Origin of the sequence: Leuconostoc aquikimchii (genome assembly GCF_040838325.1) — a bacterium.
GTDB classification, from domain to species: Bacteria; Bacillota; Bacilli; order Lactobacillales; family Lactobacillaceae; genus Leuconostoc; species Leuconostoc aquikimchii.
In genome coordinates this window covers 923,070-947,345 of sequence record NZ_JBFPER010000001.1, presented here as the reverse complement: position 1 = coordinate 947,345, position 24,276 = coordinate 923,070, and the positions used below count along the sequence as shown (strand labels likewise).

The window sequence follows — 24,276 nt, the reverse complement described above, 5'->3', positions numbered from 1 at the left end:
AATGACACCTTCCTTCTTACAAGGATGATGTCATTTTTTTTAAACCTTAATATCGTTTTTCAAAAAGGGTAATTTCTCTCGTAAGAAAGGTGTAACCCAATAATCCAACCCGATTTTACCAGAATTGTAGCCACCAATCAACAAAATTGTCCCGATGAATATGAACGTTGGATTAACTGATACAACACCAGCGCCAAGATATGAAAAATTCATAACTAGTCCGAAAAAAGCTGCAGCCAATGTCAGCGTACCAAAAATCAACCCTAAACCAACCAGCAACTCACCCCAAGATACAAGAAATGAAAAAACTGACGTGTTTTGACCATCATTTGTCGTCACACGCAGAAACAAATCATACCAAGGAAAAGCTTTTGTTTTATCTGGCGTTAGAACGGGATTTTTTATAGCCCCCATAATCAAACCAGAAGCATCAAAACCACCTTTAGCAGTTATTTTTGCCCAACCGTCCAAGGTCCATTGAAAGCCAAGGTACACACGCAAAATTGTTAAAATCCACATTGCAACTCGTGAGTTGCGAAGCCATGTCATCATGATATGTTCTCCTTATACTATGCGTATTGTATTCTAATTCCTATTACAAATAGTAAGTATACAGAGTGCATTGTGAAAAGTCAAACAATTTGATTTCACACGATTGCATTGTCTCAAACGAAGAATGACGAGGTAGCCGTCATTCTAATGGTTAGTGCCATTAATATGATTGTCAACTTTGAATCAAAATATGACTGACCTTTTGATCGTGAGCTGCCAGTGGCAACGTTGTCACAAGTTGTATGTTCAAAGATAATGCAACCGTATCACCATTAAAAACTGCTAGAAAACGATCATAGTAACCAGCACCAAAACCCAGTCGTTCCCCTTGTCTAGTAAATGCCAACCCCGGAATAATTGCTAAATCAATCAAATTAATAGCAAAAATTGTACTGTCTGTTGGTTCTTTAATGTTCATTTGACCTACATAAAATGTTGAATGAGCCGTTATTTCAACAAATATCATCTGTTTATTAATAATTTTAGGCACAACTGTCCGTTTATTTTCTGCCCATGCACGCGAGATAATTGGCTGTGTGTTAACTTCTGAAGCAGTGCTCAATACGACAGCAATGATTTTAGCTGCCTGCCACTGGTTGCTGCGAAATAACAAATCTCGTAATATTACTTCTTCATCCACACGCTGAGCGCCAACATAATCAGCTAATCGTTGCTTCTGCATGATACGCAATGTTTTTTTATCTAACATACTTGCTCCTAATAGAAAAAGCCGACCTGAGTCGACTTGTCATTTATTTATTCAAATAAATGTGTCATAGCTAAAATTTCAGCATCTTTTTTAACTGCTTTTAGTACTTTTGGATCATCATAATTATGAATAGCTGTCACAATTAAGTCGGCGACTTGTCGCGAATCAGCCTCGTTAAAGCCGCGTGTCGTCATTGCAGGCGTACCAATTCGAATACCAGATGTTACAAATGGACTCAATGTCTCATTTGGTAGCGCCTCTTTGTTAGTCGTAATTGAAACAGTATCTAACAACTCTTGTGTTTGTTTACCGTTCAAACCAGTTTTTGTCAAATCTAAGTTAAATAAATGGTTATCTGTGCCACCTGCTACAACGCGAATGTCTTCAGTGTGATTAAAAACATCAGCCATTGCCTGTGCATTTTTAATGACTTGTGCTGCGTATACCTTAAATTCAGGTTGTAGCGCTTCACCAAAGGCAATTGCTTTTCCAGCTATCACGTGTTCCAATGGGCCACCCTGTGAACCAGGGAAAATAGCAGAATTAATTTTCTTAGCATATTTTTCTTGTGATAAGATAACACCGCCACGTGGGCCTCGTAAAGTTTTGTGTGTCGTTGACGTCACAACATCAGCGATACCGACTGGGTTGGGATGTAATCCAGCGGCTACAAGACCTGCAATATGCGCCATATCAACCATCAAGAAAGCGCCAACTTCATCAGCAATTGCACGAAATTTTGTAAAGTCAATGATACGTGAATAGGCAGACGCACCAGCAACTATTAATTGTGGTTGTACTTCTCGTGCCTGTTTCGCAATGGCTTCATAATCAAGTTGTTCTGTCTCGGAATCTAATCCATAAGTATATGAATCATACATTTTACCAGAAAATGACACCTTAGCACCATGTGTGAGGTGTCCACCTGCATCTAAATTCATACCCAAAATCTTGTCGCCAGGCTTCAAAAATGCCATATAAGCAGCAGCATTGGCCTGTGAACCAGAATGTGGCTGCACATTGGCATATTCGGCGCCAAAGAGTTCTTTTAAGCGATCAATAGCGAGTTGTTCCACGATGTCAACATACTCTGTGCCACCATAGTAACGCTTATAAGGATAGCCTTCAGCATACTTATTTGTTAAAACCGAACCTTGCGCTGCACGAACACCTTGTGAGGCAAAGTTTTCTGAAGCAATTAATTCAATCGTGCGGTTTTGACGCGCACCTTCTTGTTGAATGGCGCTCCAAACTTCGGGATCGTGCTCTTTAAATGACATGTTATTCTCCTAATACGTTAATAACCTAATTATAACGTATTCAAAACTGTTTTTGCGGTTGAATAATCCGGATAATCACGAATTATTTGAAATAACAAACAACATTGTTCGCTTTTAAAAAATTTCATGCTGTAACGTCGCCAGAATTTCTTTTGAATCTATCAGCTTTTTATGACGTATGGGTTGATTAAATAACGTCGCAATTTGAACAGGAATGTCAGTTCCTGTCACTTCTGACAACCGGTTCAATGCTGCTTGCCCCGAGTCTGTTGCCATATTAAATGCTTGTAAGACAGTTTCTGCAAACTTATAAGGACTCGCTGTCGCGGCAATCAAAGTTGGTCCTGTCACGCCCGTTTGCTCATAAACATAACGGCCAACAGCTGTGTGCGGATCAATTGTATAGTTTGTTGTGTCGGCAATTTTTTTAATTGTGTCAGACACCTGCGTTTGTGTCGCAAATTTAGCAACAAATTTGCTTAAATTAGCACGTGTGTCAGCATTTACAACATATTCACCCTTTTCAAGCAGTTCTGTCATATAGGTTTGAATTTCATCCCCATTCTGACCACTAGCAAAGTACAACAAGCGTTCTAAATTACTAGAAACAAGGATGTCCATTGCCGGCGCATTCGTTACTTTAAAATCACGCTTACGATTATATATACCTGTTTCAAAGAAATCAGTTAATACATTGTTTTCGTTTGAAGCAACCACAAACTGTTTCACTGGCAACCCAATTTGACTCGCATAATAGGCGGCCAAAACATTGCCAAAATTCCCAGTCGGTACAACAACATTAATATCATCCCCGGCTTGAATTTCACCCGCTTTAATCATCTGGGCATAGGCATATATATAGTAAACGATTTGCGGCACGAGACGGCCAATATTAATTGAATTTGCTGATGAAAATTTTAACCCTTTAGCCTTTAAGTCTTGTGCTAGGTTATCATCAGCAAGTAGCGTTTTAACTGCTTTTTGTGCATCATCGAAGTTACCAGTAATTGCAACAACATGCGCATTATCCGCTGATTCTGTTTGCATTTGCTGTTTTTGAATAGCACTAACACCTTCTTCTGGATAAAAGACAACGATCTCTGTTTGGGGGACATCGCCAAAGCCACTCATAGCAGCTGTTCCTGTGTCACCTGACGTTGCTGTTAGAATGATAATCTTGTCACTAGTCGCTTGTTTTTTTGCCGCAGCAGTCATTAAATGTGGTAACGCCTGTAAGGCAACATCTTTAAACGCCAGCGTTGGCCCATGAAACAACTCAAGATAGGTTAAATTATTTTCTTTGTGAAATGATACCACATTGTCCCTTTGCCACTGTTTGCCATAGGCTTTCTCAATAATACAATCAATTTCAGAGACACTAAAATCATCAAAGAAAGCATCAAATATTAATGTTGCTAAATCTGCATAGGTTTGCGTTTTCAAAGCCGACCAATCCAATGTTATTTCAGGCCATTTTTCTGGTACGTAAAGCCCGCCATCCGGTGCAATACCATTCAAAATAGCTTGACTGGCTGTTACCGTTGGCGCCTGGCCACGTGTGGAAACATATTTCATCGTGTGCAACTTCCTTTTATCTAATTTATTAAATTATAACAAATAACGACATAATTATGAATAAAAATGATAGAATTATAAGAATAACGAATGAAGGAATGGATTATGGATATTGGAATTGGCCTTTTCGGCTTAGGAACAGTTGGTAGTGGCGTCGTTAAGATATTACAAGAAAACGCAGAGCAAATCACAAAGCGCACCGGTTCTCGACTAATCGTCAAGCATGCTGTCGTTTACAATTTAGCAAAAGAACGTACCGGCTTTGTTAAAAATTTTCCCATTACAAATCAAGCAACGGATATCTTAGATAACCCTGATATTCAAATTGTCGTTGAAGTCATGGGCACCTTAGATCAAGCTTACGATATTATTAAGCGATCACTGAATGCAAAAAAACATGTGGTGACGGCAAATAAAGATCTTATTGCAAGTCGTGGACAAGAACTCGTGAGTATTGCAGAAAAAAATGGTGTTGATTTGTTTTTCGAAGCTGCAGTTGCAGGTGGTGTCCCGATACTAAGAACGCTATCAACTAGCTTCACTGCGGATGAAATTTCACGTGTTGCTGGTATCATTAATGGTACGAGTAACTTTATTTTAACGCAGATGGCAAGTAACAATCTGTCATACGCTAATGCCTTGAAATTAGCTCAAGATAAGGGGTTTGCAGAATCCGACCCAACAAATGATGTTGAAGGCTTTGATGCTGCTTACAAATTAATTATTTTGTCAAATTTTGCTTTTGGCGTACAACCTGTTCTAGGCGACCTGGCAATTACTGGTATTGCTAACGTAACCGATGCCGATATAACCGATGCACATGCTTTTGGTTATGTCATTAAATTGCTTGGCGTTGCACAACGAGTTGGCAGCACCAAAGAAGCCATTAGCATTGAAGTGTCGCCGCAGCTCGTACCCCTCACGCATCCACTCGCAACTGTCCATAATGAAAATAACGCTGTCCTCGTCAATGGCGAATCCGTTGGTGAAGTTATGTTATATGGTCCTGGTGCTGGTGAAATGCCGACCGCTAACTCTGTTTTAAGTGATCTAACAAATGTCGCCACAGATTTAGCCTTAAATACACCTGGCCATCCTTTTAATTCATTCAATCAAGATCTGGACTTAGCTAAACCTTCACAACGCATTGCTCGACGTTTTATCGTGGTTGAAGTTGATGATACACCTGGTGCCATGTATTCTGTCACTGGTATGTTTGCCGCAGCAAAAATGAGCTTTACTGACTTAAAACAAACACCAGCAGCTAATGGTACAGCACGCTTGATTGCTTTAACACATCCAGCAAGTGATGCACAATTAAATGTTATCCATACAACCCTTCGTAATGCAGACGGGATTAACTTAGCCGCGGAGTATAAAATATTCTCATGATAACAATTACAGTGCCTGCAACAAGTGCAAATATTGGCCCCGGATTTGATTCACTTGGTGTGGCCTTACAACTTTACTTGACACTAGAAATTCACGAAGAAACGACGACTTGGTTAGTTGATCACGATTTTGAAAATGACATGCCTCATGATGAGAGACATTTTATCGTGCAGACAGCACTTTCTTTGTCGCCTACTCTCAAACCACATCATATCATTGTCACATCTGATATTCCTTTAGCACGTGGCTTAGGCTCATCGTCATCAGCGCTATTAGCCGGATTAGCCATGGCTAACGTCTTGTCGCAATTAAACTTATCTCATGACGAACTACTACACCAAGCTACGATATTAGAAGGGCACCCTGATAATGTCGCACCAGCGCTATTAGGCGGTGGTGTCGCCGCATATTATGACGGTGCCCGTGTTTTTCATGCACCATTAAAAGTGCCTAAAGACGTTGATTTTGTGACATTTATTCCGAGTTACGAACTGTTAACGTCTGCAGCACGATCAGCATTACCTCACAGTTTATCATTTCAGGAAAGTGTTGCAGCAAGTGCCATTAGTAATACGTTAGTCGCTGCTTTAAACGCGAATGATTTGACAACCGCAAGCGCATTGATTGAGCAAGATCATTTTCATGAAAATGCCCGCGCTACGTTAGTCCCTCATTTGGCAATCATTCGTCAAATAGCACACAAACTAAACATTGTCGGCACCTATTTATCTGGTGCTGGGCCAACTGTTATGACGATTGTTCCCAAAGATCAGACAGATAGTTTAGTATCGGCCTTATTAGCAGAAAACTTGCCAGGTCGAGTAAAAATTCTCAAACAAGATCTGACAGGTTTAAAAATAATGAAAGAAGAAAAATAGCATGAAAGTTTCAAAATTTGGTGGTTCTTCCCTCGCTGACGGCCGACAATTACAACGTGTTTTCGACATTATCCAGTCTGATGACAATCGTAAAGTTATTGTTGTCTCTGCCCCAGGAAAACGCTTTAAAGATGACACAAAAGTAACTGATTTATTGCTTACATATGCTAAGGCAACTGTCGAAGACACGGATGCAACTGAAGTTATCGAGACGATTAAAAATCGTTACCATGCGATTGGCAATCATTTCAAACTCCCAGCATATGAGTTAGCAGACATCGATGAACAGATCGATCACCTGGCAACAAAACATTATCGTTCATTTGATTATCTCTATGCTGCTTTTGCTGCCCATGGGGAATATTTAAATGCACAACTCGTTGCTAAAATATTCAGTCATCTTGGTGTTCCCGCACGATTTGTTGATCCACAAGAAATTGGTTTGCAAGTAGATGACAATGCACGTGCCGCTACATTTGATGTGAAATCATATACCACAATTGCCCAACTTGACTTAAATACAAGCGAGCGTCTCATCATACCTGGTTTTTTTGGTTATACAAAACATGGCGACATGGCAACCTTTTCACGAGGCGGATCTGACATTACAGGTGCAATCATGGCACGTGGTTTGAGTGCGGATTTGTACGAAAACTTTACGGATGTTAGCGCCATTTATGCGGTCAATCCAACAATCATTGATCATCCTGCAGCCATTCAACAAATGACTTATGACGAAATGCGGGAACTTTCCTATGCTGGTTTCGCTGTTTTCCATGATGAAGCCATTATTCCTGCCATTCAAGGTGGTATTCGAATCAATATCAAAAATACAAATGAACCAGACGCACCTGGCACATTTATCGTACCACCCACCGAAGTGCAGCAAACACGTCCTGTGACAGGTATTGCCAATTCAAATCGTTTTGCAGCTTTATATTTGCACCGTTATCTTTTGAACAAAGAAGTTGGTTTTACTTTGCGTATATTAGAAATATTAAAACGTCATAATATTTCTTATGAGCATATGCCTTCAGGAATCGATGATTTAACCATTATTTTTGATAAAACAAGTCTTTCACAAGAGCAAGTTGACAACATGCTAGCAGACATAGCAAGTGATATTAAACCAGACACCCTAAAATGGCTGCCTAGCTATGGTATTATCATGATTGTTGGCGAAGGCATGCGTAATCGTATTGGTGCACTAACCGAAATCGTCACACCTTTAAAAGAGCATGGCATTAGCCTACAAATGGTCAATCAAGGGGCAAGTGAAATTTCAATTATGCTTGGTATTCAACCTGATTTAGCCAATCGGGCAGTCAAAGCCATTTATGACAATATATTCAAAGCCTAAAAAAAATCTTATACTTGAAAATGCAACCTACAGCTAGATAATCTAGTCGGGTTCCTTCAAGCATAGGATTTTTTTAATTAGTCTTTCATAATAAATGACTTGATATTACCAGTCAACACGCTTTTTAGTTAATTTGTAATTTTTTGAAAGACAATAATTTTTGTGCCTCAAATTGCGCAACATACACTTCAGGCATTGACATTTTTTGCCAATCCTCAAAAGTAAACTGACCGTCAGTTAACGCATGAAATAACACCGCCAACGCAGTGCCGTGACTTGCAATAATAAAATCACCTGATTTTGAAGACAAAATAGTTTTAAATGCCGCTACAACCCGATTCGAAACTGCCATTAAACTTTCTTCGCCCTGCCAAGATAAGTTAAAATCGGTCCATAAGCGTTGCAAATGTGCTTCCCAGTCTTGACAAGGGATTGTGCGCCGTTCACGCAAATCATCAACCGTTATAATAGGTAAATTAAGTAACGTGGCAGTTGGTTGAACTGTTTGACGCGCACGATTATATGGTGATGAATAAATAGCAGTTATCTGCACTTCTTTAAACAAAGAAGTTAACCCTTCCGCCAACAAATAACCCGCTTTTGTCAAAGGTGCTGACCTATCGTCTTGAATGGCCATATCACGAATACTATGTCGTATAAAATAAACATTTGTTATCATCTTCATAATTGATGCAAGTACTCACGCAAATCATTATCAGTTAGTTGATTATCTAACCCAATTAATAACTTTAAACGTGCTTTTTGACCATTAATACTAGTTGCAAAAATAACCCCATCTCTTTCTAATTGCACACCACCACCCAAATAATCATAAACTGGTTCAGCAACACCATTGAAACTTCTCGACACGATGACAACGGGAATATCTCGTGATAAAAGATACAGGACCCCATTTGCCGCTTCTTTAGATAAATTACCAGCACCTAACGCTTCAATAACAATGCCATCAATATTTGCTGCAGCGAGCAGCTCTAATAACTGCCCATCCATTCCTGCATATGCCTTTAATACGGGGATGCTTTTTTGGACATTTGACACTGGCAATACACGACGTTTAGGTAAATTATAAAAATAAATAATTTGACGCTTTGTTAAAAGACCCATTGTGCCACTGATTGGTGAGCCAAATGTGGCGACATTCGTTGTATGCGTTTTCGTTACAAATCGCGCTGCATGAATTTCATCATTCATGACAACTAAGACCCCTCTGTCCCATGAATTGTCATTAGCTGCAACACGTAAAGCTGATTGATAGTTATATATACCATCAGATCCCAACTCATTGGACGAACGCATTGCGCCTGTCATCACAATTGGAAAATGTGTAGACAATGTGCTATCTAGAAAAAAGGACGTTTCTTCTAATGTGTCAGTGCCATGTGTAATGACAACCCCGTCAAATTCATTACCTGCTTCTAAAATACGTTGCTGTAATTGCAACATATGTACTGGTCCGATATGCTCACTAGGTAGATTAAAAATACTTTCGACAGTTAAATCAACATTTGGTATGACCAGTTTGACATCAGTTAATGGGTTATCTGCGCCTGTTTCAACATCGCCATCTTGATCCTCGTACATTGAAATTGTGCCACCCGTATGAAGCACCAGAATTTTTTTAGTTGTCATGATGTGCCTTCTTTTTTCTGCCTAAAGTTTTTTAGGGTATTTTGCCATGCATGCATTTGTTCAATAAATTTTTTGGCCCGCGGCTTTAACCCAACTTGATTGTCATAAATATAATCAATGACACGTTGTAAACCACGCTTTGTAGTCACTGAAATTTTAATTTGATGGATTTGTCTCAAATCTATGACACTAAATTGTCTCAAATAAAACATTGTTTTTTGATCTAACATTAATCGATGTTCATCCAATTCATAATGATTTTCAGAAATAATACCATTGTATTTTTCAGAATAGTCAAAGCGACCATCTGTTTTCCCACTAATTGGATCAGCTTGCCAATTTGGTGCCACTCCCAATGGTACTAATAATTGGATTTCAAAAATATTAGCAATAATTTGTGGGTCTAATCCCTCATCAAGCTTCCGAAGTGCCAATAACAATTGATTGTACCAACGAGTAATGGGTTCCCCTTCTTCAAAAGTTTCATCGATTAAACTAGTAATCAACGCAGCATAGGCATTTGCTTCAATGTCTTCAACAAGTCGTTGATAATATGTTGCCTGTTGAATATCATTAATATAACCTAGCCCAACCGCTTGTTTTGGGAAAGCCCCTTCAAACACGACTACCGTATAAGGTTGCATAGCCGCACTTAAATGCGACTTTTGTTTTTTTGCACCTCGCGCCAAAAAAGTCCGTAACCCACGTGTTTCTGTGAGAATACGAACTAACAAGTCATTATCTTTATATTGTCTTGTATACAGCACAATGCCTTTGATTACTGCCATAGGGTTACCCTCGTAGATGCGCAAAATCGCACATCATTTAATGTTAATAATCGTCTTCACTGTATCCTAAAGATTGTAATGCTTGTGGTCGTTCACGCCAACGTGGCTCGACTTTAACCCAAGTTTCAAGAAAGACTTTGTCGCCCATTAAACGTTCAATATCTTTACGTGCTCGTGTTCCAATATCTTTAATCATTGCACCTTGTTTACCGATAATAATATTTTTTTGCGTGGGGCGTTCTACGACGATAGAAGCCTGAATGTGTATTTTTTCTTCGCTTTCACGTGAAATTTTATCAATAACAACAGCAACTGAATGTGGCACTTCTTGTCGTGTTAATTGTAATACTTTTTCACGGATCAATTCACCAATTACAAAACGTTCTGGATGGTCTGTTAGCTGATCAGCATCAAAATATTGTGGGCCTTCTTCAAGACCGACAATAATGTTGTCTAGTAGTTCGGGTACATTATCGCCTTCACGCGCCGAAATTGGGAATACTTCCGCCCACTCAGGTGCATCTTCTTGATAACTTGCAATAATGTTTAATAGGTCTTTGGGCGCTAATACATCGACCTTATTAATTAACAAATAGATTGGCGTATTTTTAATTTCTTTTAAACGATTAATGATAAAATCATCACCACGTCCACGCGCCATTGTTGCGTCCACAACAAACCAAATGGCATCTGTGCCATGCAAGGCAGAAAATGCTGACTTAACCATGAAATCGCCTAATGAGTTCTGTGGCTTATGTATGCCTGGTGTGTCAATAAATACAACTTGCGCTGAATCTGTGGTATAAATACCTTGTATTTTGTTACGTGTTGTTTGTGCTTTATCTGACATAATGGCAATTTTTTCGCCAACAATACGATTAAGTAACGTGGATTTTCCAACGTTTGGTCGCCCAATAATGGTAACAAATCCTGATTTAAATGGTGTTTCTGTCATAAATAAATGCGACGCCTAGGTCGACTTTCTCCTATTGTATACGCGGGCATCTTGCCCAACGTTATATCCTAATATTAAATATGTCGCGTTTGTATTCATACCACCGTTTATTGCTGAAACTGATGCAATAAATCCGAAAAATTAGTTACAATACCAAATTGACGCCATACATATGGTTGAAAAATAAGCAATAAAATAATGATTTCAACGCCGACAGCTACCAGTACTGCACCAGCTGCAACATCTTTAGCAAGTTTCGCAAGCGGATGATATTTTTTCTCAACAACTAAGTCTACCACAGCTTCAATAATTGTGTTTAAAAACTCACTAAAGACGACGATAAAAATAGCCATTGTAACCCACAACCAGTCTGCGCGATATAAGCCATAATGGAGACCCGCAACCAAAATAAAAAAAGCTAGAACAACATGAATTCGCATGTTGCGTTCACGAACTAAAATCAGCCATATACCATTCAATGAGTTACGCATAGCTTTAAAAAAACTACTATTGCGCACTGTTTGTCGCTTTTCATGCGCTGGTAAACCTTCTAATTCTGTTTGTTCGTTATCTCTTGAGGCCATAATCATCCAAAATCTTTCGTTGTAAATCAAACATTTCTTTCTCTTCAGCATCACCAATCATGTGATCATAACCATTCAAATGTAAGAAACCATGAACTACCAAAAAACCAAGTTCACGTTCATAACTATGACCTAAATAGTCAGCTTGTGATGAAATAATATCAACAGATACTAAAATATCGCCAATATTTTTAACGATATCATCTGCCCAATCACCTTCAGGTGATAAGTCAAATGTGTCATCCCCCTCTTCTAACGCAAAGCTAATAACATCTGTTGGTTTATCGACACCACGGTAATCACGATTATAACGTTGAATTTCATCATTATTAACAAATGTTACTGACATTTCCGTATTATCAGGTAATTCTAAAGCTTTTCCGGCAAAATTTAAAAGCGTAGATACTAAATCTTTGTGGTACTGTGTGACACTATCTTTTGTTTGATCAATTATTGCTAAATCCATTAGCATTTTGCTCCTTTTTCAACGCTACTAATTTAGTCTCTGCGGCTTCATACGCATTCACTATTAATCCCACCACCGGATGGCGTACCACGTCAGCACTACTAAAGTTGATAAACGTTATACGCTTGACATCTTTTAAAATATGCTGCGCAGAAATCAGACCTGATTGCGCACCACGTGGTAAATCAATTTGCGAAATATCACCATTGACAATCATTTTTGAGCCAAACCCTAAACGTGTTAAAAACATTTTCATCTGTTGATTTGTTGTATTTTGCGCTTCGTCCAAAATAATAAAGGCATCATCTAACGTGCGGCCTCGCATATAGGCTAAAGGTGCAATTTCTATCACGCCACGATCCATTAAACGTTGCGTGTGCTCTGCACCAATAATAGCATTCATGGCATCATAGATTGGCCGTAAATATGGATCTACTTTTTCTTTCAGATCTCCGGGCAAAAATCCGAGTGATTCCCCAGCCTCAACAGCCGGACGCGTAATGATAATACGTTCCACTTCACCACGCTTTAGTGACGCAATGGCCATCACAACTGCTAGATAAGTTTTTCCTGTCCCTGCAGGACCAATGCCAAACGTGATATCACTCTTTCGTATAGCCTGTACATATTGACGTTGTCCAAAATTTTTAACGCGCACAGCACGTCCTTTGTTGTCTTTAATCAATGTCTCGGAATACAAATCACTAAAATATTCCAAAGTACCACGTTGTGCCATAGTAACTGCACTAACAACATCAGTTGGTGAAATATTAATTTGGTGTTTAATTAAATCAGTTAATTCATGCAATACCGAGTTGGCTAACTGGACTTTGTCTTCATCACCAGAAATAGTCATTTGGTCGCCACGTGCATGTAAATGGACCGTCAAACCTTCTTCTATTAGACGCAGAATATTATCATTAACGCCAATTAATTTTGCTTGTTGTTCTGCATTTTCGAATGTAAAAACTTGCTGTATTTGTGCTGACAAATGACAGATCCCCTTTATAGTCTTTCTTTTAATTTTAACACAAAAAAAAGGCTAATGCCCATCATTCAATTGTTAAATCATGCAGAATATCATCATATCCTTGTGCCTCTTCAGATGCCGTCAAACGAAGAGGTGAGGCAATAACTTCGGTGATTTTTGCTAAAATAAATGTGCCAATTGCTGCAAAAGCTATGGTAAACAAGATTGCGACAAACTGTTTCCAGAGCAATGACACGTCACCATTGATAACACCAGCAACGCCGCCAATACTTTTATCAGCAAACACTGCGGTCAAAATTGCGCCAACGGTTCCACCAATACCATGAATGCCAAAAGCATCTAAGGTATCATCATAACCAAAACTATTTTTAACAAACGTAATGCCAGCAAAACCAACAAAGCCAGCTACCAATCCCATAATCACAGCAGCCCAAGGTGCAACAAATCCAGCTGCAGGTGTGATAGCCACTAAGCCTGCCACACCACCACTTGTAATGCCAGCCAAGGTTGCACGACCATGCAGTTTATACTCAGATAATCCCCAAGTTAAAACGCTTACCGCTGAAGCGAACCATGTATTAACCAAAGCCAATACAGCTATCCCATTAGCAGCCAAAGCTGATCCTGAGTTGAATCCAAACCAACCAACCCATAGCAACGCACCACCAATTAAAACGTAAGATGGTCTCACTGGAATATGCTTATCATGATGTCGATGTCCAATCATTAACGCTAATACTAAGCCAGTCACACCACTTGAAATATGAACCACCGTGCCACCAGCAAAATCAATCGCACCTAACTGTGCCAATAAGCCACCACCCCAAACCATATGTGCCAAAGGTGAGTAAATAAAAATCAACCACAAAGTAATGAATACAATCATCGCTTTAATGCGAACACGACCAATAACTGATCCGGTAATAATTGCTGCTGTGATAATCGGGAACATCCCTTGAAACAAGGCAAAGGCACCATCAGGAATCGTTAAACCTTTCGTTGACTTTGTAAATGATACGCCAGTCATAAACATATGATTAAAATTACCGATCACATTCCCTGATCCGCCAAAGGCCAATGAATACCCCACAACAAACCAAACTAGTGTGGCAATACCAATAATTAAAATTGGTACAAACATCGTGTGCAATAAGTTGCGTTTTTCACCTAAACCACCATAAAAAAGTGCTAATCCTGGTGTCATTAACCATACCAAAACCGCAGATATTAATACCCATGCTAAATCACCTGTATTCATAAAAACCGCTCCTCTGTCTTTCGTTGTTATAATCATAACAGGTAGACCAATTATATTGAATTGATTATGACAGGTTTTATAACATCTAACTATTTTTTAATTTTTGAATACAAAAAAACAACCATTTCATAAGAAACGGTTGTTTTTTTATATTATAATCAAACAAATACAACTCTTGTTACTAAAATATATGATTTATACAGTTTGAACAGTAATCATGTTCGTTGTTCCAGATTGTGACATTGGCACACCAGCTGCGATAACAATTGTGTCACCTGAGTTGGCCAAGCCTTGCTCCTTAACAGCTGTTTTAGCCAAAGCAATCATTTCATCGATTGTTGATGGGGCATCATAAACAACAGGCACGACACCATAGTTCAAAGTCAAACCACGTTGTACACGTTCTGAATAAGTTATCGCTAATACATTGACGTCAGGACGGTGCTTTGAAACCATACGTGCTGTGTAACCTGAATTAGTTGATACCACAACTGCTTTAGCATGAACACTACGTGAGATACGTGTAACAGCAGAGGCAACAGACTCAGTTGCACTAGATTCGTCAAACAAAATATCTTGATGACGACCATTTTCGCGCAATGATGTTTCAGCCTTTTCGTTGATTGCAGCCATTGTAGCAACAGACTCGACTGGGTAATCCCCATTAGCTGATTCACCTGATAACATTGTTGCATCAGTACCATCAAACACAGCATTGGCAACATCGGAAGCTTCAGCACGTGTAGGACGTGGATTTTCTTCCATTGAATCAAGCATTTGTGTTGCTGTAATAACAGGCAAACCAAACTTGTTCATCTTACGAATCATGTCTTTTTGTACCAAAGGCACATTTTCCGCAGGAATTTCAACACCCATGTCACCACGTGGTACCATTAATGCATCCGAAACTTCAAGAATAGCATCAAGGTTGTCAATACCTTCTTGAGATTCGATCTTAGGAATAATTTGAACATGTTCCATGTTCTTTTCCTTTAATAGTGCACGAATTTCAAGCACATCTTCAGGCTTACGAACAAACGAAGCAGCGATATAATTAATTTCGTGATCCAAACCGAAACGAATATCATCAGCATCTTTTTCAGTGATACCAGGCAAATTAATTGAAACACCAGGTGCGTTAACACCCTTACGTGAACCCAAAATACCATCGTTGTCAATACGAACGACAAGTTCGCGATTAGCCATGTCTTTTTCAAGAACAGTTGTACCAAGCAAACCGTCATCGAACAACACTTGTCCGCCTACGTTAACATCATCAAACAAGCCAGCATAAGTAACAGCAATTTTGTCCTTTGTGCCTTCAAGATTTTCATCCATTGCGATACGCAATGTATCCCCTGTATGGAATTCAATCTTACCATCAGCTTGTTTTGTTGTACGGATTTCTGCACCCTTTGTATCCAACAAAATACCAGCTGTTTTACCAGTGATTTTTTCAGCTTCGTGAACTGCATTCATACGACCCAAATGTTCTTCATGGTCGCCATGTGAGAAGTTAAAACGGAATACATTGGCACCCGCTTGGATTAACTTTACGATTGTTTCGACATCAGATGATGACGGACCAAGTGTTGAGACGATTTTCGTCTTTTTCATGGTTAAATAGCTCCTTAGTTATCTTGGTTGTTGCTTGTGCAACTCTACCCAAAGTCTATTTTATACATTATTAAGCGTTTATACAAGTCACAATATTACTGACTGCGTCGAAAGACGACATTTTCGTAGCCTAATAACGTTGATAATTCAACAATGACAGCGTTTTCATAGCCAACCCAAAATTTTGAATTAAGTGTTTGTTTTTGTTCAGTATTTTGCCAATATATCACAACCGGATTAGCACCATGATGCTTTTTTAGCACCTCAATGACGTCATTTCGATTGCCAACTGTGTCATGTTCGTTGTCAAACTGTAAAAACCAAGTACCTGCTGATTTTTCTATTGGTTGTTCATCAGGCACAGTATATATTTGATTTGCAATAACCGATAGCTTACCATTATAACTATCTACTTTGCCATTTATTGCAAGAATGGTCCCTACCTTTAGTAGATCGCCTACCTTATCTAACACATGACTAAACACCGTGACACCGATTATACCGGTTATGTCAGAAATAGTCATAAAGGCCATTTCTTCACCTTTTTTTGTACGTGTTTTGCGAACACTGTCAATGAGAACGATTACTTTGGCTTTTTGGTCTTTTTTGGTCAAACCGGCAATTTGATCAAATTTTTGACTCACAATTAAATCTGAATAGTCATCCAATGGATGTCCCGATAAATTAGTGCCAATGGCTTCTTTTTCATGTGCTAATTTTTCAGTCAATATCATGTCATCGCTTCTTTTTATTTTAGTTTCATTTAAAATAAAATCTCCAAATCCAGCTGCTTCAATTAGATCAGCCAAAGCCATTATTAATTCTGCCCGATTATAACCAAAAGTGTCTAATGCCCCAGCATAAACCAGTTGTACCAAAGTATCTTGTTTGCGCAATTTATCAGGCAATCGACGAATAAATGACTGAATGGATTTAAAACTGCCATTATCTCGTCGTTCCTCTAAGACAGCCGACACAAAATCAGTTCGCACACCTCGGATATTATTCAATCCCATCTGTAGTTCTTGATTATTTGCTGTCCAAAATCGTTGTGATTGGTTAATATTAGGGGGTCGGACCACTATCTTGCGCTTCTTTGCTTCCATAACATAACTTCGTATTTTTTCAGGGGACCCAATATTAGCATTTAATAATGCAGTAAAAAAAGCAATGGGATAATGCGCTTTCATGTAAGCTAACTCAAAAGATAACTTACTGTATGCAACGGCATGCGAGCGATTAAAACCATAATTTGCGAACTCGTCTATATAAGCAAAAATTTGTTCAGCTTGTTTAACATCATGACCTAAAGATACTGCGCCTTGCACAAACTTTTCATGCATTGCCGCCATTTTTTCTAACTTTTTCTTTGACATCGCACTTCGTAAAAGATCAGCTTCGCCCAAAGTGAAACCAGCATAAGCCTCTGCAACTAACATCACTTGCTCTTGGTAGACAATAATACCAAAAGTGGGTGCCAAAATTTGTTTGAGACTTGGATCAATTATTGTGACACTTTCGCGCCCATGACGTCGTTGAATAAACGCTTGAATATTACGACTTGGTCCTGGTCGATAAAGCGCATTAACCGCAACAATATGTTCAAACGTTGTTGGCTCTAATTGTCGCAAAACATTTTTAATTCCTGCTGATTCAAACTGAAAGACCCCATTCGTGTCTCCCTTAGCATATAAAGCCAAAGTTTTTGAATCATCAAGTGGTATGTTGCTAATGTCAAAATGTTCTGGTAACTGCTTTTTAGCATCATACAACGTTTGCGCTAAAATCGATAAATTGGATAAACCTAGAACATCAATTTTAAGCAAACCCAATGCTTCGACTGGATTTTTTTCGAATTGCGTCAGTAAACGCTCATCTGTCCCAGATTGCACTGGTAGTGTCTTAACCAGTGGCTCTGAGCTTAATACTACACCAGCCGCATGAGTTGAATAATTACGTGGTAATCCTTCGATATGCTGTGCCACTTTAAGTAATAAGTCACCGTTATCAATATCAGATAAAACAGTTTGCAAGCGATCAGATTCATTCAATGCATCTTGAATTGACACTTTATGCCCTTGCTTACCTTGAGGAACAGCATTACTCATGCGTGTCATCATTTGTTGCGATACGCCAAATACACGTGCGGTATCACGTAAAGACTGTTTGGCAGCTAAAGTCCCAAATGTCAGAATTTGTGCGAAATTACGTTGACCATATTTATCGTGCAAGTAGGTTAATATTAAGTCACGTTTATTATCTGGCCAATCAATATCAATATCTGGCATTTGGATACGTTGCGGGTTTAAAAAACGCTCAAATAGTAAGCCAAACTGTAACGGATCGACATCAGTAATTCGTAAAGCATAAGCTACTAAAGAACCTGCTGCAGAACCACGCCCAGCACCCATTTGAATGTTTTTTTGGTGTGCAAAAATTATAATATCCCAAACAATTAAGAAATAATCATTAAATTCTAAACTGTCAATGATTTTTAATTCGTATTGTAAACGTTTCTCGTACTGTTCTAAAGTAACTTGTTTTCTTTTGAGACGTTCTGATAACCCTTGTTCAGAAATATGACGTAAATACTCACCTGCAGTCTGCTCGCCATCTGGTATACTAAATTTTGGTAAGGTCGCAGTTTGCTTAAATATGATATTAACATGACTGCTTGATACAAGTAATTCATTGTTTAAATAAGCTGTCTTTAACGCATCATTAACAAAATAAGCTGTCTTAATATCATTTAGATCTTGCAACACATGGGTTCCCAGCTGCTGCGATAATACTTTAATCCCATCTAATTTAACAGTTGCGTCAATTGCCTTTAAAACTTGTGTTGTAAAAGCATCGTCAGGATTAAGATAGTCAACATTATCCAACGCAATAAGTGTTGCTTGATTTTTTTCACTAAAATCAACTAATCGTTCTTGAATCTGTGGCGCTAATTGTGGGTTAATTCCTAAATATAATTTTTGGGGATCAATTTTTGTGATAAGTTGTTGCCAATAATCAGCAGCCTGACCGTACTCAGATGCAATAAATTGCGACATTTCACTATCATTAGGCAAAATAACATTGATTCCTATCAAATGATCAGAAATCACATCTAATGTCATCTCACTTGCCCTAGTCGTCATTTTGGCCGATGAAATCCACATTAAATTCTGGTAGCCTATTTGATTTTCCGCAATGAGTATGATTGGAAACGGCGTTGCGGTATTAACTAATCCGTTAACTTGTAAAGTCAAACCAAATAGCGGCTTGATATTATTTTTTTCAGCCACTTGGTAAAATTTAACAGCGCCATACATCACATTTATATCGGTTAAAGCAATAGCCTGATAGTGACGATTTTTGGCAGTTTGAATAATTTCTTCAATTGTATTAGGATTTTTCAATAAGCTATAGGCGCTCACAATTTGCAAGGGTGCGTACATTAGGCCTCCGATATGTTTCATACAGTTATACGAAACTTTGTTCCCTTTAATTATACACGAAAATTGCCTGAAAAGGTTGCGATTTTTTATAAGAAGCGTATGATAGTTTTGTAAAGAGGTGAAACTTATGAAGTTTATTACTGTCGCTGTTTGGTCAGCAATTTTTGGTGAAATTTTAGGATACATTGTTTCGCAATTGACGCAAGGAACCTATTCATTCATAACCGTTGCGGTTATCGCAGTGGTTATCGGTGAAATTGCAGTCATTGCAATCCCTGCAATTTCAGGATCGGCTGCATCACAAAAAGCTACCATTGAAGAATAATAAAAAGACGTGAATTTAATTATTCACGTCTTTTTATTATTCTTGTTGCCAAGCTCGCGCCAGATCAATAACCGTTAACTGACCTGGTGCACTGAGGCGTGTGCCATCAAGTACAGCAAATGTCATTTCTGAGCCATAATGATAGCCCTCTATACGTGAACGTTTACCAAAGTCACCCATGCTCATAGTAATCAATGGTTGACTGATACTAGCGGCAACGCTTTTCGTTACGTCTAGTAAGTATTGCGTATCTTTTTCAGACTGTGACATAACTGCTAACTTAATAATATCTGCTGACTGTTTTGCCATATCTAGTATAATTGCTGCGCTGTTTTTTGGCGTTATATTAAAATCATGATATGACAATATCACAGGTATCCCCACTTTGTGTGCCGCATCAATAATTTTTTGACGTAAAAGTTCATCTAATGAGTATTCAATATCAACGGCTGCAAATGGATAACCAGAATATAATGCAGTAACCACAAATGTCGCATACTCAACAGCCGACATCTCACCTTGTCCACCCTGCGCTGTGGTCCGATACGTCAAAATGACCGGAAATTCACCAATACTATCAAAGACAGTCCCAATTAATTCTTTAATAATTTGCTGATTCATTACCGGCCAGTTGGCCTCGAACTCCTGCTTCGCATTGTCTATTTCAGCTAACATTTTTGCTTCAGTCATCACTGACACGTCTTTTTGCGCGAGTTCGTTTTGCGCCCCTAATTTAACTTGTTGCCACATCACTGCCTGACTAAAGCTATCAGCGATATAATCTGCACGCCATTCAACCATATCTGGATTTTGTTGCTGCAATTTTTGTGTGAACGGACCAAATTTTTCAGCAGGTCCTAACGTTAAAGGTACCGTAATAATTGGTTTATTATTGGTGCTTGGCAACTGTAATAATTCTCTAAGTGTCATAGTATTTTATAGACGACCCATACCATTTGAGGCTTTAACGCTTGCCTAATTTGATATTTCTCGTCACTGCTTTCTGGAATTTCTTTGAATTGTTCTTCTGAAATAATTGTAAACCGATTTTGATTTTTTATAAAGTCCTGTAATGCCACAATTTTACTCGGGGCAAACACGATTGATGGTCCAGATGCATTATTTAAATCTCTTTTTGTTAAATAACGCTTCATCAACCCCTCTGTTGCAGCATGAATCAGTGCAATATTTCGCTGATACTGCGTATTTTCAACAAGACTCATTGTCATTAAAGGTAGAGAAAATGTCTTTTCAATCTCAAGATTCATCCAGTTCAAGTAATTAAACTCTGCCCAGTCCACGCCATCCAGTTTGTTAGACTTAAAGGCAACTGGCATCACTATTTTATCGCCACGATAATTGTGAAAATTTACTACAATTTCTTCAAAACTAGCATGTAAAATCAACGTTTCATTTGTTAAATAATGTTTTGCCGCGCGGTATGAATCAGTCCCAGTAGGACCAAGTGTATGTATATTCATAAGTCACCTATTCAATTGTTTCACTTCTTTATCAATAGCTGCTTGCATTAAAATAGTCATAATATCATCAATCATCTCATCAGTGATATCTGGATTGGTATTAAAATCACTTTTCAAAGCTATTCGTTGCTGAACCATACGATTATTTTGTATTGCTGCTATACCAAACTTTTCTTTATAACGCGCAACATCTTCAACCACTTGAAAACGTTCAGCAATTGTTTGAAAAATTTGACGATCAAAAGCATCAATTTGTGACCGTAACTGTAATAATGCCAATTCATCTTGATTAGCACTAAATAGCGCAATAATTTCAGCAGCGATACGCGATGGCTTTTTACCAACAGTTTCTACAGTAAAATTAGCGACTCGTTGATATTTTGGATCGCGTTTTTGCCACAAAGCGAAAAATTCCGCTGTAGATTTTTCTTGCAACAAAGGACGTTGCCCCTCCAATATTAATCGCCCAATCGTACTTTCCAAGTTACCGTGTAGATAGATTACCGTTGCTGGTGAACGTTGCAATACCGCCAAGTTTTCTTGCTGTTCTACGACACCCCCGCCAGTTGCAACAATACCTTTAAATGTTTGTACATCGTTTAAAACTTCAGTCTCTAATTGACGAAATCCTTCTTCACCGCGATTTTCAAAAATTTCAGCGATAGTTTGTCCCGCGACACGTTCAATTTCAGAATCAATATCAATAAATTTAGAATGATGTTGCCGTGCTATTTCTTTGCCTACGGTCGTTTTCCCAGCACCCATAAACCCAATAAGCATCAATGTATCCGGTTCTTTAATCATTATTTTCTCACTTTACTTATAAATTTTCTCTTGATTCTCGTGCAGATGAAATAAGCGCTATTAATGCATCATCGTCATTATTTTCAATTGCCTGCGCAAACAAATCTAACTGTTTGCGCAGCTGCGTTTGACTCGCTAGCACTGCTTCTTTATTGCTTAATAACACGTCTGCCCAAAGCTTTGGCTCACTAGCAGCTATGCGTGTTGTATCTTTGAATCCACCAGCAACATATTGGCCAAACATTGTCGATGGGCCTAATTGTGTCGTCGCCGCATTCATTAATGAAAATGCGACAATATGTGGTACATCACTGATTGTCGCCATTAACGCATCGTGCCTTGCAACATCAATAGTCATAAATTTAGCTGCTAATGGTTGCAGTACTGTTTGTAATTGACTACTCTCACTAATTGAACTGGGTACTAAGAAGTACGTCATGTGTCTATACAAGTTCTCATTAGCAAAGGTCACCCCACTTTGGTGTGTGCCCGCCATGGCATGTCCACCAATGAACTTCATATTCATTGGGGTTAATACTTGTTCAGCCACTGCCATAATATCTCGTTTTGTTGATCCTGTATCAGTTATTATAACGCTTTTTTTCAACGACATTGTTGCTAGTTGCTGCATACTTTTTTCAATACTGGTTACCGGTGTGGCCAAGATAATGACATCAGCTTGTGACGCCACATCCCGCAACCGAGAATTAGTCGCTGAGACGAGATGATTTTCTAATGCGTAACGCAAAGACTGTTCACTCATATCCACGCCGACAACATAATTGTCAGACTGAGCAGTTAAAATTTTAGCCAACGATGCACCCATTTCACCTAGACCAACAACAACTATATTTGTCATATTTTTTCTCTCATTAATAAGACTAAATCTGCTAAAAATCCAGGATATGAAACACCCATAGCATCTTCGCCAGTTAAGATAACATCCCCTTCAGTAATCAATGCAGCAACTGCGTTCATCATACCGATACGGTGATCCCCATGCGAATCCAGTAATATTGAACCTTGCGGTACATGAAGCGGCGTTCCGCCATGAATAATCATCCCGTCTTGCTTTTCTTCAATATCAGCACCAATTTTTGTCAGTTCACTAATTACAGTCGCAATACGATCTGTCTCTTTCACGCGTAATTCTGCCGCACCACTAATCACAGTGTCCCCCTGCGCTTGTGTTGCGGCCAATGCCAAAATAGGTAGCTCGTCAACCGCGCTTGGAATATCATCTGCCGTAATATTAATGCCATGCAAAGATTGTGATTTGACGATAATATCTGCTAACGCTTCTCCGTCCGAAGGAATTGGTTCTTGCATAATATTAGCACCCATACGTTCAAGTAATTTAATCACCCCAACACGCGTTGGATTAACACCCACTTTTTTTAAGGTTATTTCAGAGTTTGGGGTAATTAATCCCGCAACCATAAAGAATGCTGCACTTGAAATATCCGAGGGTACCAGTACATGTTGTCCATGCAATTGCCGCTGTTGCTGCACAGTAATTACCCCATTGTCTGTGACAATGGTTCCGCCAAATTGCCGTAACATACGTTCTGTATGATCTCTTGAAGGCATTTTTTCAATAACAACGGTTTCGCCTTCTGCTTGTATACCAGCCAATAAAATAGCACTTTTAACCTGTGCTGATGCCACCGGCATTTCGTATGTCATGCCCTGCAATCTGTTATTTTCTTTGATCGTTCCCGGTAAAAATTCGTCCGCTGTTAAGTCAAACTTAGCGTTCATTAATGATAATGGCTTTGCCACGCGGCCTAATGGTCTGTTACTCAGTGACTCGTCACCAAAAAAAGGCATATCAAAAGGCTGCTTACTTAATAAGCCCATTAAAAGGCGCGTTGATGTCCCAGAATTACCCATATTAAGTGCATGCTTTGGTTTCGTAAAGCCAGCCAACCCTTTTCCTATCACTTTAATTTGTGGCCCCACTTGACTAATATTAACACCAAGTTCACGAAATAATGTCATTGTCCGCATGACGTCATCTGACATTAAAAAATTGTCAACGATCGTGTCACCCGTTGCAATAGCACCAAACATTAATGCCCGATGAGAAATGGATTTGTCCCCAGGTACGGTAATCTCACCATGGAGACCTGATTTTGGCGCTTTTGTTAGTTTAATCATATTTATTC

23 protein-coding genes are annotated in these 24,276 nt (G+C 38.9%); 4 read left to right on the top strand and 19 right to left on the bottom strand.

The genetic code is table 11. The features are described 5' to 3' along the window. Nucleotides 1-39: 39 nt before the first annotated feature. The 4 genes from AB3K24_RS04705 to thrC form a co-directional block, all read right to left on the bottom strand. Nucleotides 40-552: a Crp/Fnr family transcriptional regulator gene (locus AB3K24_RS04705; RefSeq protein WP_367974042.1), complete on the bottom strand. Its 513-nt coding sequence runs from the start codon at nucleotides 550-552 to the stop codon at nucleotides 40-42. Nucleotides 553-724: 172 nt separating this feature from the next. Further along, nucleotides 725-1,261: a 5-formyltetrahydrofolate cyclo-ligase gene (locus AB3K24_RS04700; protein WP_367974041.1), complete on the bottom strand. Its 537-nt coding sequence runs from the start codon at nucleotides 1,259-1,261 to the stop codon at nucleotides 725-727. Between the two features lie 47 nt (nucleotides 1,262-1,308). Beyond that, the gene (glyA, locus tag AB3K24_RS04695) at nucleotides 1,309-2,541 is read right to left on the bottom strand and encodes a serine hydroxymethyltransferase (protein ID WP_367974040.1); all 1,233 of its coding nucleotides are present in this window, start codon (nucleotides 2,539-2,541) and stop codon (nucleotides 1,309-1,311) included. 114 nt (nucleotides 2,542-2,655) lie between these two features. Beyond that, the gene (gene thrC / locus AB3K24_RS04690) at nucleotides 2,656-4,116 is read right to left on the bottom strand and encodes a threonine synthase (protein ID WP_367974039.1); all 1,461 of its coding nucleotides are present in this window, start codon (nucleotides 4,114-4,116) and stop codon (nucleotides 2,656-2,658) included. A gap of 105 nt (nucleotides 4,117-4,221) precedes the next feature. Here thrC and AB3K24_RS04685 point away from each other — a divergent pair, with 105 nt between their 5' ends. The 3 genes from AB3K24_RS04685 to AB3K24_RS04675 are packed head-to-tail and all read left to right on the top strand — an operon-like array spanning nucleotide 4,222 to nucleotide 7,746. Further along, nucleotides 4,222-5,508, top strand: a complete 1,287-nt coding sequence (locus AB3K24_RS04685) for a homoserine dehydrogenase (RefSeq protein WP_367974038.1) — start codon at nucleotides 4,222-4,224, stop codon at nucleotides 5,506-5,508. Then, nucleotides 5,505-6,386 (top strand): homoserine kinase, encoded by an 882-nt coding sequence (thrB, locus tag AB3K24_RS04680; RefSeq protein WP_367974037.1) that lies wholly within the window; start codon nucleotides 5,505-5,507, stop codon nucleotides 6,384-6,386. The genes AB3K24_RS04685 and thrB overlap by 4 nt, the downstream gene beginning before the upstream one ends. A 1-nt stretch (nucleotide 6,387) precedes the next feature. Then, complete coding sequence (locus tag AB3K24_RS04675; protein ID WP_367974036.1) at nucleotides 6,388-7,746, top strand: aspartate kinase; 1,359 nt, start codon at nucleotides 6,388-6,390, stop codon at nucleotides 7,744-7,746. Nucleotides 7,747-7,870: 124 nt separating this feature from the next. Here AB3K24_RS04675 and AB3K24_RS04670 read toward each other — a convergent pair whose 3' ends face one another. From AB3K24_RS04670 to AB3K24_RS04625, 10 genes are all read right to left on the bottom strand, one after another. Beyond that, nucleotides 7,871-8,431, bottom strand: coding sequence for a histidine phosphatase family protein (locus AB3K24_RS04670; RefSeq protein ID WP_367974035.1), 561 nt, complete (start codon nucleotides 8,429-8,431; stop codon nucleotides 7,871-7,873). Further along, complete coding sequence (locus AB3K24_RS04665) at nucleotides 8,428-9,396, bottom strand: asparaginase (protein ID WP_367974034.1); 969 nt, start codon at nucleotides 9,394-9,396, stop codon at nucleotides 8,428-8,430. The genes AB3K24_RS04670 and AB3K24_RS04665 overlap by 4 nt, the downstream gene beginning before the upstream one ends. Next, entirely contained in the window at nucleotides 9,393-10,184 is a 792-nt protein-coding gene (gene recO / locus AB3K24_RS04660) for a DNA repair protein RecO (RefSeq protein WP_367974033.1), read from the bottom strand. The genes AB3K24_RS04665 and recO overlap by 4 nt, the downstream gene beginning before the upstream one ends. Before the next feature lie 43 nt (nucleotides 10,185-10,227). Continuing rightward, nucleotides 10,228-11,139 (bottom strand): GTPase Era, encoded by a 912-nt coding sequence (gene era / locus AB3K24_RS04655; protein WP_367974032.1) that lies wholly within the window; start codon nucleotides 11,137-11,139, stop codon nucleotides 10,228-10,230. Between the two features lie 107 nt (nucleotides 11,140-11,246). Further along, nucleotides 11,247-11,723, bottom strand: coding sequence for a diacylglycerol kinase family protein (locus AB3K24_RS04650; RefSeq protein WP_367974031.1), 477 nt, complete (start codon nucleotides 11,721-11,723; stop codon nucleotides 11,247-11,249). After that, nucleotides 11,707-12,189, bottom strand: a complete 483-nt coding sequence (ybeY, locus tag AB3K24_RS04645; protein WP_367974030.1) for an rRNA maturation RNase YbeY — start codon at nucleotides 12,187-12,189, stop codon at nucleotides 11,707-11,709. The genes AB3K24_RS04650 and ybeY overlap by 17 nt, the downstream gene beginning before the upstream one ends. Then, nucleotides 12,170-13,180, bottom strand: coding sequence for a PhoH family protein (locus tag AB3K24_RS04640; protein WP_367974029.1), 1,011 nt, complete (start codon nucleotides 13,178-13,180; stop codon nucleotides 12,170-12,172). The genes ybeY and AB3K24_RS04640 overlap by 20 nt, the downstream gene beginning before the upstream one ends. Nucleotides 13,181-13,241: 61 nt before the next feature. Next, entirely contained in the window at nucleotides 13,242-14,438 is a 1,197-nt protein-coding gene (locus AB3K24_RS04635; protein WP_367974028.1) for an ammonium transporter, read from the bottom strand. A gap of 195 nt (nucleotides 14,439-14,633) precedes the next feature. Then, nucleotides 14,634-16,055, bottom strand: a complete 1,422-nt coding sequence (gene pyk / locus AB3K24_RS04630) for a pyruvate kinase (RefSeq protein WP_367974027.1) — start codon at nucleotides 16,053-16,055, stop codon at nucleotides 14,634-14,636. 95 nt (nucleotides 16,056-16,150) lie between these two features. Next, entirely contained in the window at nucleotides 16,151-19,498 is a 3,348-nt protein-coding gene (locus AB3K24_RS04625; RefSeq protein ID WP_367974026.1) for a DNA polymerase III subunit alpha, read from the bottom strand. A gap of 127 nt (nucleotides 19,499-19,625) precedes the next feature. On the opposite strand from AB3K24_RS04625, the gene AB3K24_RS04620 reads away from it, so the two are divergent. Next, the gene (locus tag AB3K24_RS04620) at nucleotides 19,626-19,823 is read left to right on the top strand and encodes a YjzD family protein (RefSeq protein ID WP_367974025.1); all 198 of its coding nucleotides are present in this window, start codon (nucleotides 19,626-19,628) and stop codon (nucleotides 19,821-19,823) included. Between the two features lie 36 nt (nucleotides 19,824-19,859). Here the strand turns inward: AB3K24_RS04620 and AB3K24_RS04615 are convergent, their stop codons facing one another. From AB3K24_RS04615 to aroA, 5 genes are read right to left on the bottom strand one after another with little or no spacing between them, the layout of a single operon-like run. After that, entirely contained in the window at nucleotides 19,860-20,753 is an 894-nt protein-coding gene (locus AB3K24_RS04615; RefSeq protein WP_367974024.1) for a type I 3-dehydroquinate dehydratase, read from the bottom strand. Next, entirely contained in the window at nucleotides 20,750-21,304 is a 555-nt protein-coding gene (locus tag AB3K24_RS04610; RefSeq protein ID WP_367974023.1) for a hypothetical protein, read from the bottom strand. The genes AB3K24_RS04615 and AB3K24_RS04610 overlap by 4 nt, the downstream gene beginning before the upstream one ends. Before the next feature lie 3 nt (nucleotides 21,305-21,307). After that, the gene (locus AB3K24_RS04605) at nucleotides 21,308-22,108 is read right to left on the bottom strand and encodes a shikimate kinase (protein ID WP_367974022.1); all 801 of its coding nucleotides are present in this window, start codon (nucleotides 22,106-22,108) and stop codon (nucleotides 21,308-21,310) included. 16 nt (nucleotides 22,109-22,124) lie between these two features. Continuing rightward, the gene (locus AB3K24_RS04600) at nucleotides 22,125-22,967 is read right to left on the bottom strand and encodes a prephenate dehydrogenase (RefSeq protein WP_367974021.1); all 843 of its coding nucleotides are present in this window, start codon (nucleotides 22,965-22,967) and stop codon (nucleotides 22,125-22,127) included. Beyond that, entirely contained in the window at nucleotides 22,964-24,268 is a 1,305-nt protein-coding gene (aroA, locus tag AB3K24_RS04595) for a 3-phosphoshikimate 1-carboxyvinyltransferase (RefSeq protein WP_367974020.1), read from the bottom strand. Before aroA ends, AB3K24_RS04600 begins: the two co-directional genes overlap by 4 nt. Between the last annotated feature and the right edge of the window lie 8 nt (nucleotides 24,269-24,276).